Source organism: Thermobacillus sp., assembly GCF_003390775.1.
In the GTDB taxonomy this organism is placed as follows: domain Bacteria; phylum Bacillota; class Bacilli; order Paenibacillales; family Paenibacillaceae; genus Thermobacillus; species Thermobacillus xylanilyticus.
This window is the reverse complement of record NZ_QEWA01000009.1, coordinates 1-10,624: the sequence shown is the minus strand read 5'-3', so window position 1 is coordinate 10,624 and position 10,624 is coordinate 1. Positions and strand designations below refer to the sequence as shown.

Annotated in this window: 8 protein-coding genes and 4 pseudogenes; 5 read left to right on the top strand and 7 right to left on the bottom strand. The window is 58.3% G+C overall.

Translation table 11 applies throughout. From position 1 onward, the window contains the following. Window positions 1-140 (top strand): annotated as a pseudogene (locus C6W55_RS18230) (transposase); the annotation flags it as partial. A gap of 418 nt (window positions 141-558) precedes the next feature. On the opposite strand, the gene C6W55_RS00235 reads toward C6W55_RS18230, so the two are convergent. Continuing rightward, window positions 559-1,545, bottom strand: a complete 987-nt coding sequence (locus tag C6W55_RS00235; protein ID WP_286890694.1) for an N-acetylglucosamine kinase — start codon at window positions 1,543-1,545, stop codon at window positions 559-561. Between the two features lie 114 nt (window positions 1,546-1,659). Here C6W55_RS00235 and C6W55_RS00230 point away from each other — a divergent pair, with 114 nt between their 5' ends. After that, complete coding sequence (locus C6W55_RS00230) at window positions 1,660-2,994, top strand: 6-phospho-beta-glucosidase (protein ID WP_286890692.1); 1,335 nt, start codon at window positions 1,660-1,662, stop codon at window positions 2,992-2,994. Further along, window positions 2,991-4,139: a polysaccharide deacetylase family protein gene (locus C6W55_RS00225; RefSeq protein WP_286890690.1), complete on the top strand. Its 1,149-nt coding sequence runs from the start codon at window positions 2,991-2,993 to the stop codon at window positions 4,137-4,139. The genes C6W55_RS00230 and C6W55_RS00225 overlap by 4 nt, the downstream gene beginning before the upstream one ends. A gap of 50 nt (window positions 4,140-4,189) precedes the next feature. On the opposite strand, the gene C6W55_RS00220 is transcribed toward C6W55_RS00225, so the two are convergent. Beyond that, complete coding sequence (locus C6W55_RS00220) at window positions 4,190-5,482, bottom strand: homocysteine synthase (RefSeq protein WP_015253472.1); 1,293 nt, start codon at window positions 5,480-5,482, stop codon at window positions 4,190-4,192. A gap of 319 nt (window positions 5,483-5,801) precedes the next feature. On the opposite strand from C6W55_RS00220, the gene C6W55_RS00215 reads away from it, so the two are divergent. Continuing rightward, a complete protein-coding gene (locus C6W55_RS00215; protein WP_286890687.1) occupies window positions 5,802-6,689 on the top strand; it encodes a C40 family peptidase in 888 nt (295 codons plus the stop codon). Between the two features lie 238 nt (window positions 6,690-6,927). After that, window positions 6,928-8,271 (top strand): ABC transporter substrate-binding protein, encoded by a 1,344-nt coding sequence (locus tag C6W55_RS00210; RefSeq protein ID WP_286890685.1) that lies wholly within the window; start codon window positions 6,928-6,930, stop codon window positions 8,269-8,271. A gap of 106 nt (window positions 8,272-8,377) precedes the next feature. On the opposite strand, the pseudogene C6W55_RS18015 reads toward C6W55_RS00210, so the two are convergent. From C6W55_RS18015 to C6W55_RS00195, 5 genes and pseudogenes are all read right to left on the bottom strand, one after another. Further along, window positions 8,378-8,530 (bottom strand): annotated as a pseudogene (locus C6W55_RS18015) (group II intron reverse transcriptase/maturase); the annotation flags it as partial. Between the two features lie 100 nt (window positions 8,531-8,630). Next, the gene (gene istB, locus C6W55_RS00205; RefSeq protein WP_286890682.1) at window positions 8,631-9,416 is read right to left on the bottom strand and encodes an IS21-like element helper ATPase IstB; all 786 of its coding nucleotides are present in this window, start codon (window positions 9,414-9,416) and stop codon (window positions 8,631-8,633) included. Continuing rightward, window positions 9,413-9,607 carry a hypothetical protein gene (locus C6W55_RS18225; RefSeq protein ID WP_483316337.1) on the bottom strand — a complete coding sequence of 65 codons (195 nt, stop codon included), beginning with the start codon at window positions 9,605-9,607 and terminating at the stop codon, window positions 9,413-9,415. Before C6W55_RS18225 ends, istB begins: the two co-directional genes overlap by 4 nt. Window positions 9,608-9,717: 110 nt before the next feature. Then, window positions 9,718-10,356 (bottom strand): annotated as a pseudogene (istA, locus tag C6W55_RS18220) (IS21 family transposase); the annotation flags it as partial. A 141-nt stretch (window positions 10,357-10,497) separates the two neighbouring features. Continuing rightward, a pseudogene (locus C6W55_RS00195) lies at window positions 10,498-10,624 on the bottom strand (group II intron maturase-specific domain-containing protein); the annotation flags it as partial.

The window sequence follows — 10,624 nt, the reverse complement described above, 5'->3', positions numbered from 1 at the left end:
GCGCACCGACCCGAAAACAGTTGAGGGCCCGTCCCGTACCCGGCCGCCCGGACTGGGAGACGTACCGGAATACGCGCCGGATGATTGCCGAATTGAAGGCGCTTGCCGCCCGATTGCTGCCGCAGGCATCGGGACAATAATTCCGAAAGGAAGAACAGTCGCGAATTGCGCGCCGGCAACCGCTTGCCGTGCAAATTTTTCACCAGGTGAATAATTTGCCGGATGAAATGTTCGCCTCGGTGAATGGCGGATTGGCTTGTTGAGCGATGCATACGGTATGAGGTTCACTCCAACTTGCTGAGCGACGGGGATATGGACAAAAAGGCCGGAGAACGGCACCATTCCCTGTATGCCTGTATGCCTGTATGCCTGTATGCCTGTATGCCTGTATGCCTGTATGCCTGTATGCCTGTATGCCTGTATGCCCTTATGCCCTTATGCCCTTATGCCCTTATGCCCTTATGCCCTTATGCCCTTATGCCCTGTATGCCCCAAATGCCCCGGATACCCTCGAATGCCCGCTCGCCCCGTTGCCGGCGCCGATCCGCTCTCCTGGCGTTATCGCGGAGATTCTGAAGCCCAGCGCTGCAAGGCGTCTTCCGGAGCCCGGACGCCGAGACGGTCCATGGCCAGCAGCACCGCACCGAATACCGGTTCGATCTTCGGGATGACGAGTTCGAACGGCGCCCCGGCTCTGTCGCGCAAGGTCTCTTCCAACGCGTCCAGCAGATGCGGGCTGCGGCCTTTCTGCAAGACCGAGCCGGTCAGGACGATCGGGATCGGACGGCTTCCGAATGCGGCGAATCCGCCCAATCGGAGGATGACCGACGCGGCGGCCAGACCGAGTTCACGACCGGCGCTGCGGAGCAGGCGGACCGCCAGTTCGTCGCCCGCTTCCCCCGCGCGGTGCAGCACCAGGGTGAGGTCAGACGAGACATGGTAAATGCCGCGGTCCAGCCAGTCGTTGACCAGTTGCTCCATCGTTTCGAACCCGTACCATGCGGGCACGTCTTGCGTGAGCCGGCTTGGAATCTCCCGCAGTTCCCACGAACGGACCGCGGCCCGGAATGTCTCTTCCGCCATATGGGAACCGCCCGCCGCGTCGCCGTACAGATAGCCGAATCCGCCGGTCTGGATCGTCTCGCCGCGCGCGTTTCGTCCGGCGGCGTTCGTGCCGCTGCCACAGACGAGCACAACGCCGATGCCGTCGGGGCTGCCCGTGCGCAGTCCCGTCATGGTGTCGCACACGACATCCCAGTTCCGGTAGGGCAGCGAGGCAAGCGTCGGGCGCAAGATGGCAAAATCCGCCGGCCGATCCGCTCCGGCCAATCCGTAACAGACCGCCGCGATCTCATCCGGCGCCGCGCCCGCTTCATGGACTGCTTGTTCGGCTGCGACGCGAATCTCGGCCAATGCCGCGTCGATGCCGCTCGTCTGATGGTTCCCGCAGCCCGCCCGTCCTTCTCCTCGTATTTCGCCGCTATCGTCCGTTACAACGGCGCGCGTTTTCGAACCGCCGCCGTCAACACCAAGGATCAGGGCCAATGGATCTTCCTCCTCCACCCAATAAAAGCGCTTGCAAATTTTCAGTCCGATTCATTGACGACTCCTCCTTTCCACTATATCATGACAAGTGACTTGTATGCACGGAGGTGCGGTATGGCGCGGAATCCGCTGAAAATCGCAGTGATCGGCGGCGGTTCATCCTATACGCCGGAACTGGTGGAAGGCTTCATTCAGCGATTTGAAGAGTTGCCTGTTGAAGAACTCGTGTTGGTTGACATTGAAGAAGGACGGCATAAGCTGGAGATTGTCGGCGCGCTTGCCCGACGGATGGTCGAAAAGGCCGGCAAGCCGATCCGGGTGAAGCTGACGATGGACCGCAGATCCGCCATCCAGGGCGCGGATTTCGTGCTGACGCAGCTCAGGGTCGGCTTGCTGGACGCCCGCGCGAAGGACGAGGCCATTCCGCTGAAGCACGGATTTATCGGGCAGGAGACGACCGGCGCCGGAGGCTTCGCGAAAGCGTTGCGCACGATTCCGGTCATTCTCGACATTTGCCGGGATATCGAGGAACTTTCGCCTGATGCTTTTCTGATCAATTTCACGAATCCCGCCGGTATTGTGACCGAAGCGGCACTCAAATATTCGAATGTCCGCACGATCGGCCTGTGCAATCTTCCGATCGGCACGCGAAAGCAGATCGCCCGCTTGTTCGGGGTCGATGCGGAGGATGTGGATCTGGAGTGGACCGGCATCAATCATTTGAACTGGGTGACGCGCATTGCCGTCGAGGGGCGCGATGTAACGGATGAGCTGTTGCGGCGGGCGGCGGGATCGGCCGGCCTGACGATGAAGAATATTCCCGACCTCGGCTGGGATGCCGAACTGCTCCGGTCAATCGGCGCGCTGCCCTGCAGTTACCATCGTTATTACTACATGAAAGAAGAGATGCTGAAGAAACAGCTTCAGGAGCTGCAAGAGAGCGGTACGCGCGCGGAGGTCGTGAAGAAAGTCGAAGCCGAATTGTTCGAGCTGTACAAGGATCCTGAACTCGCAGTCAAACCGCCGCAGCTCGAGCAGCGAGGCGGCGCCTATTACTCGGAAGTCGCCGTCAATCTCATCTCGTCGATTCGCAACAACCGGAAAGACATCCAGACCGTCAACGTCCGGAACGGCGGCGCGATCCGCTGCCTGCCGGATGACGCATCGATCGAAGTGAACTGCGTCATCGATGCGGCCGGAGCGCATCCGGTGCCGCCGTCTACGCCCGTCACGCCGCAGATCCGCGGCATGCTGCAGGTCGTGAAAGCCTACGAAGAATTGACGGTGGAAGCGGCGGTGCACGGCGACAGGGACGCGGCGCTGCAAGCGCTGACGATCCACCCGCTCGTCGGATCGGCGGCAGCGGCGCGGAAGCTGCTCGACGAACTGTTGGAAGCGCATGCGGCCTACCTGCCCCGGTTCCGGGTTCGGGAGGAAGGACGGACATGAGCCGGTCTGTCTTCCATGCCGTCCAACCGGACACAGGCCGGGCAACCCTCGATGCCGGGCGGGCGGATGTGCCGGCGTTTGCGCTGACGTTCGACGACGGGCCGGATCTCGTGCCGATCGAACGCTGGCTGAAGGCGCTGGAGGACAAGGGCGCGCGGGGAACGTTCTTTTTCACCGGGGAGTGGCTGGACCGTCATCCCCGCCTCGCACGCCGCATCATCGCCCGAGGACACGAGCTCGCGCATCACAGCTATCATCACCGCCGCATGGGCGAGATCGAAGATCAGGCGCTGTTCCTCGAAGAAATCCGGCTTGCGGAAATCGCATACCAGGAAGCGACGGGGCGTCCGGCCCCGGCGTTTTTCCGTTTTCCCTACCTGCATTATCGCGAGCGCAATCTGCAATGGCTGAGCGGGATCGGCTATGTCGCGGTCGGGGGCTTCGATTCCGGCGATTGGGCGGGCATTGACGCGGAATCCATCGCCGCGAATGTGGCGCCAGCCTTGGAAAGCGGCATTGTCGTCGTCCACCATTGCAACGATATTGCGCGCGGCACGCCGGGCGCATTGCCCGTCATTCTGGATGCCGCAGCCGAGCGGGAGCTTAAGGCCGTTGTCGTATCGGACATGCTGCGGGCGCTCGGCCGGTATCCCGGGTACCGGTCATGGCGGCTCAGCATCACCGTTCCGGCGGATGGTCCCGATCTGCCGCCGGAAGATTGGCGGCCGGCGGGGGCGCCGGAGGAAGCGCGGCGGGTCGCCGATGAATCCTACGGCTGGTTCACGGCTGCGGCCGCCAGGGAGGCCTCCGGTTCCCGCGCCGGATGGCGGAAATATTTCGCCGAACCGATCACCGGACCGGACGGAATCACGGAAGACCGCACGCTGCTGTACGGCCGCTATTTCGCTGACAAGTACTGGGGGTACGTCAGAGCGGCGGTCAAGGACGATGCGCTGCATTTGATCGACTTCGCTTTCCGTGAATCGCAGGCGGATACCCTGATTTACCTGCTTCGCTGGAGCGCCGAGACCGCCAGGGAGCGCGGCTGCGCACGGATCGAAACGCGGCGCGACATGCGCCGGCTCGAGCGGATGTGCCGCCACCTCGGCTGGCGTACCGAATGGATCCTGGAGACGAGCAATTGAGAAAGCGGCCCTGAACGCCGGAATGACGTTCGGGGCCGCTTGTTTGCTCATCAGGCCTGGCTTGCGCGGATGGCTTGTTCGAGATCGGCGATGATGTCGTCGATATGCTCCGTGCCGACCGACAGACGGATCATGCCGGGCGTCACGCCGGTGGACAGCAGCTCTTCGCCTTCGAGCTGGCTGTGCGTCGTGCTTGCCGGATGGATAATCAGCGACTTCGAGTCGCCGACGTTGGCCAGATGCGAGAACAGCTTCACATTGTCGATTACTTTCCGTCCCGCTTCGACGCCGCCTTTGATGCCGAAGGTCAGGATGGCGCCTTGACCGCCCGGCATATATTTGCGCGCAAGCTGGTAGGACGGATGGCTTTCGAGTCCCGGATAGTTGACCCATTCCACCGCTTCATGCGATTCGAGGAACTTCGCGACAGCCAGCGCGTTCGCGCTGTGGCGCTCCATGCGCAGATGCAGCGTCTCCAGCCCCTGCAGCAGCAGGAACGCGTTGAACGGCGACAGCGAAGCGCCCATGTCGCGGAGCAACTGGACGCGCGCCTTGATGATGTAGGCGATCGGTCCGACGGCATCCGTGTAGACGACGCCGTGGTAGCTCGGGTCCGGTTCCGTCAGGCCCGGGAACTTGCCGCTCGCCTTCCAGTCGAAGCGGCCGCCGTCGACGATGACGCCGCCGATCGACGTGCCGTGTCCGCCGATGAACTTCGTGGCGGAATGAACGACGATGTCGGCGCCGTGCTCGATCGGACGGCAAAGATACGGGCTCGGCAGCGTGTTGTCCACGATGAGCGGAATGCCGTGCTCATGCGCGATGCGGGCAACCGCTTCGATATCGAGCACGTCGCCGCGCGGATTGCCGATGGTCTCGGCGTAAAGCGCTTTGGTCTTGTCCGTAATGGCGCGCCGGAAGTTTTCCGGATCGTCCGGGTTGACGAATTTCACGGTGATGCCGATCTTCGGCAGCGTGATGGCGAACAGGTTGTACGTGCCGCCATAGAGGCTGGAGGCGGATACAATCTCGTCCCCGGCACCCGCGATATTGAGGATGGCATACGTGATGGCCGCCTGACCGGACGCGGTCGCCAGCGCAGCGGCGCCGCCTTCAAGCGCTGCCACGCGCTTCTCGAACACATCCGTGGTCGGGTTCATGATGCGCGTGTAGATGTTGCCGAATTCCCGAAGCGCGAACAGGTTCGCGGCATGATCGGCGTCCCGGAAACCGTACGATGTCGTCTGGTAGATCGGGACCGCCCGCGAACCGGTCGTCGGATCGATCTCCTGACCGGCATGCACGGCCAACGTCTCAATGCGGGGTTTGCGTTCCTCGGTCATGCTTGAAATCCTCCTTATTCATGCAGGATATGGCAATTCATTGCTTGTCCCGTTGACGGTATCAGCATAAATCCAAAGTATTCCACTCTCTTAATAATGTCAATGGAATTTTTTGTCCCGGATGAGAAGATTCTCATCCCGCCGACCTTGAAGACATTGGCAAATCTGTGCTGCAAACCGTGCCCCATTTTATTAATGTAGAGATATGTTGCAAAAATACATAATTTGGAATTTAATCAACTGCAACTGGTAATTTTTTATCGTTTCCCCTCCACTTTTTTTGCGTTAGCATGAATTGCAAAGGAGGAGATGAGCAATAATGAAACGTTTGACCAGTCTTGGCTTATCCCTGACATTGGCGGCAGGAATTTTCGCCGGACAAGCCTCGGCCGCAACGTATGAGACCGAGGTGATCTCGGGCGTCAACCTCAGGTCGGCACCGAATACGAGCGCATCCGTATATCGGCTGCTAAGCAAAGGTGAAGACATCCACGTTATTCAGAAGGTCAACGATTACTGGCTGAAGGTACAGACGAAGGACGGCAAGATCGGCTATATCAGCGCCAGCAGCAAATATACGAATTACATAGCGGGCACAAGCGGCAAAACCGCCACTGCCAAAAGCGGAGTCAATCTCCGGTCAGCACCGAGCACAAGCGGCAGCAAAATCGGATTCATCAGCAAAGGCAACACCGTGACCGTACTCGAACAAGTGAACGCGTACTGGCTGAAGGTCAATTATAATGGAACCATCGGTTACGCATCCGCAAACTATTTCAATTATTCGTCTTCTTCGGGTTCGAATTCCGGCACCGCAAGCAAGTCCGCTTCCGCCATCGTGAATACGGCGAAATCGTATCTCGGCAAATTTGCCTATAAGTATGGCGCCGAACCCTGGAACACGAATTACAAATATTCGGACTGCTCGGCGTTTGTACAGCTGGTCTACAACCGGCACCACGGCTTCAAGCTGCCGCGGACAAGCAGCGCCCAGTCGAAACAAGGCAAGTACGTCTCCAAGTCGAATCTTGCGCCCGGCGATCTTGTCTTTTTCGACACGGACGGTAACGGCAGCATCAATCATGTCGGCATTTATATCGGAGGAGGCGACTTCATCCACAGTTCGCCGGTCAACAAGGTCGGCATCAACACGCTGAATTCCGGCTATTGGAAATCCAAATACAAGACGGCGCGCCGCGTGCTGTAGCTTGCTCCAGGACCTGTGCGGGTATATCCCGCACAGGTCCTGTGCATAATACGGGAGTCGAGCCATGGCGCATATTGCAAAAAAATCTAACAGAAATCCAACAATTCTGAGAATCGTCATCTGCAAATCAACGGAACATCACGATATTGTAGAAGTGTAAACGCTTTACGCTCCGGCATTGCCCGGGAGGCACAGGGTTTACACTTCATTCCATTTGGAAGAAAGGGGATTCGTAAAGATGAAACAGAGACGAGCATGGTCCAAAGGTCTGGCCCTCATGCTGCTTGCTCTGGCCCTCGTCGTGACGGCATGCGGCGGCGGCGGAAAGAAGGACAACAGCGGCAGCAACGGGTCCGCCGGCGGCAACAGCGGCGGCGGCGAAAGCTCCGGCGGCAGCACGGAACTGAGCATCATGTGGTGGGGTCCGGACGCGCGCCACGAAGCGACGCTCGCTGCGCTTGACGTTTATACGAAGCAAAATCCGAACGTCACGTTCAAGCCGGAATACATGGCATGGGACGCGTACTGGCAAAAACTGCCGACGCTTGTCGCATCCAAGACCGTAACGGACGTGCTGCAAATGGACGCAGCGTACATTCAGGACTATGCTTCGAAGGGCGTTCTCGCCGACCTGTCCGACATCGATCTGTCGGGTATCGTCGCGGACAACGTCATCGAGAACCTGAAGATCGACGGCAAGCTGTACGGCATTCCGCTCTCCCTGAACGCGCAAGGCTACGCCTACAACAAGACGAAGCTCGAAGAATACGGCATCAAGCTCCCGTGGAAAGACTGGACCTGGGAAGATTACTTCAACTGGGCTCGTGAAGCTCGCGAGAAACTCCCGGAAGGCATCTACCCGATCGGCGACGTCAACACGTGGGACGGCTATCAATACTATCAAACGGCAATGGGCAAAGGCCCGATCATGGAAGACGGCGGCAAGAAGTTCAACCTGGACAAAGATCTGTTCATTGAATTCTTCAACACGTTAGCCGAATTCCGCAAACAAGGCATCGTACCGCCGGCTGAAATGTCCGCTTCGTTCCTCGAGAACGACCCGCAGGCCGACCCGATGGCATCCGGCAAAGTGATGACGCGCGGCGCGTCGGTCGGTTCGGTCAGCGCGCTGGAAGACCTGCTTCCGGGTCAAGTCGGCGTCGTCAACGTCCCGACGGGTCCCGCGGGCGGCGGCTGGGCGCAATCGACGATCTTCCTGTCCGTCTATGCCAACACGCCGGATCTGGAAGAAGCGAAGAAGTTCGTGAAATGGTTCATCACGGACGAAGAAGCGGGCAAAACGCTCGGTCTGACGCGCGGCATTCCGATCAACGAAGCGATCTACAAACTGCTCGAACCGAACATGCAGCGCCGCGACATCATCGGCAAGGAACTGTACGACGTATCGGTCGACAAGGCGCTTCCGTTCTACGGTACGGCAGCGGGCTGGACGGAGTGGACGGACTACTTCAAAGCGCAAATCGAAGCTGTCCAATTCGGTCAGCAAACGGTCGAGCAAGCTTACGAAAACATCGCGAAAATGGGCGAAGAGACCGCAGCCAAGGCGGCATCCGCAGGCTGATCTCCTCTCCCGCAGAGGCTTCCCATAATCGAGTAGGAGGGGGCGGCTAGCCCCCGACCTCTCACACCACCGTACATGCGGGTCCGCATACGGCGGTTCCGTAAGGTTAACAAAGTTCCAGGTAACGAGAAAGCAGACTTTTCAGCCCTTTCGCTTCCCGGTAGGAAGTCGGAAGGGCATTGTTTGTGTTACGGGACATTTCCCACGGACCACGGCGTGAGTTCGCCATCATTCGAGCCGCCCATTCGGGCACTGTCAAGACCGATTGAAAAATCCTCAAAATAATCGGCTGAAAATTCCCCAGTTGGGTCGATTTCATGCGCCCCATCAGGGGACGGGTTCGCGCCGAATTTTTCCACCTACTCTTGTTTGTCCTCGGCTCCTTCCGGACGGAAGAACCCGGCTTTCTTTTTTTCCTTGATGCGATAGCTTTCGCCCTTGATATTGATCGTGGTCGAATGGTGCAACAGTCGATCCAGAATCGCCGTCGCCAAGACCGAATCGCCAAAGATCTCGCCCCATGCGCCATACGTTTTGTTGGACGTTAAGATGATCGATCCGGTCTCGTATCGTTCGGATACGATCTGGAAGAAGAAGTGGGCGGCCGTGTCCTCCATCCTTCGATACCCAATTTCGTCAATGATGAGCAAATTCGGCTTGGTGAACATTTTGATCTTCTGCCGGATCGTGTTGTTCTGATGAGCTTGCTGGAGTGTCTCCACCAGATCGTGAGCGGTCGTAAAATAGACCGTGTACCGCTGCTTGATGGCTTCGAGCGCGATCGCCACGGCCAGATGGGTCTTACCGACGCCGGGAGGTCCCAGAAAGATCAGGTTCTCCCGGTGCGCAAGAAACCGAAGCGTGGCCAACTCCCGGATCCGCCGTTCGTCGATGGACGGTTGAAAGCTGAAATCGAATTGATCCAACGTTTTGTGAAACGGCAAGCGGGCCATCCGCGTCTTCATGCGGACAAACCGTTCCCGTTTGGCCAGAAGCTCTTCCTGCAGCAGCTTGTCCAGAAACTCCAAATACGATATATTGTGCTTGGCGGCTTCCTCGGCATGATGATCCACTACCTCGGGAATCCGCGTCCATCCGAACGCTTGAAAGGCGTCTTGCAGGCGCTCATACAATAGCGTCGTCATACGTTCACCGCCTCATCGGTAAACTGCTCGTAGACGGATAAGTCGCGTTCCAACACTTCGGGGATCGCTTGCGGAAGAAGCCTGGGCATCGGTTGGGGAATCTTATGCCGGCTGGTGGTTTGCAGTCCCTCGAAGTGTTTTTCATTGACGATGCGTTGATGTTTTCCCGTCGCCTTGGGGTGCTCGGCCACAAGCTGTTCCCCATGATAAATCCGAATCCGTCCGTTCTTGAGATAAGACCGGTGAAGGTTCGGACACGTGGCCAGAAGTTTTTGCGGACATAGCCGATGCCGTTTTCCACTTTGCCTTTCGTTCTGGCCCGGTAGGGACGGCAGCTCTGCAACAGAAACCCGTGATGTGCCGCGAAACGGGCAAACCGTTCATTCCAGACGGCGTGTCCGCGTTCGTCAAAGTCCGCGACCACGGTTTTCATATTGTCGTACAGAACGACTTCCGGACGACCGCCGAAGTATTCGAACGCCCGCAGATGACAGCCCATGAGCGTTTCGAGTTTTTCGTCCTCCGTGAATTCGACGTACATCACGCGGGAGTAGCCTAACACCATGACGAACGCATACAGCCGCTTCGGCTCCCCGTTCCACTCCACCCGGAACCGGCCCCAGTCGACTTGGGCTTGATAGCCGGGAGAGGTTTCGAAACGCACGGTCGCTTTCGATAGGACGGATGGACGGAGAGGCTGCATGAAGGAGCGCAGAATGGTTTTGCGGCCGGTATATCCTTGGGCCTTGATCTCATCGAAGATGACGTTGGCGTTTAGGCAGCCCTCTTCCATGCGTCGACGGATGTAATCTTTGAAAGGATCCAGCTTGCTCGGTCGCTTGACGTGACGCTGGTAATAGGCTGGCTCGGATTGCTGAAGCCATTTGCGGATTGTTTTTCGGTCTCTGCCCAACTCGTTGGCGATCTGAGAGATGCTCATTCCCCGTTTTTTTATCTCGTGGATCATATAGAACTCCCCATTTCGGATCATGATGTCTCTCTCCCTCCAGGGAGAGAGTCTGTGATAAGGGTGGGGAATTCTCAACCGTTTCTTTTGGGGATTTTATCACCGTTTTTCACACACGCCGAGTGCACGGAGATTACGCAATCTGGTCTTGGGTCTCTTCCATTGTTTCCACAGACACATGCGCAGTCGCCTGCGAATCCATGCGTCGAGGTTACCACAGTGGTTCTTGGCGGCAGCCAGA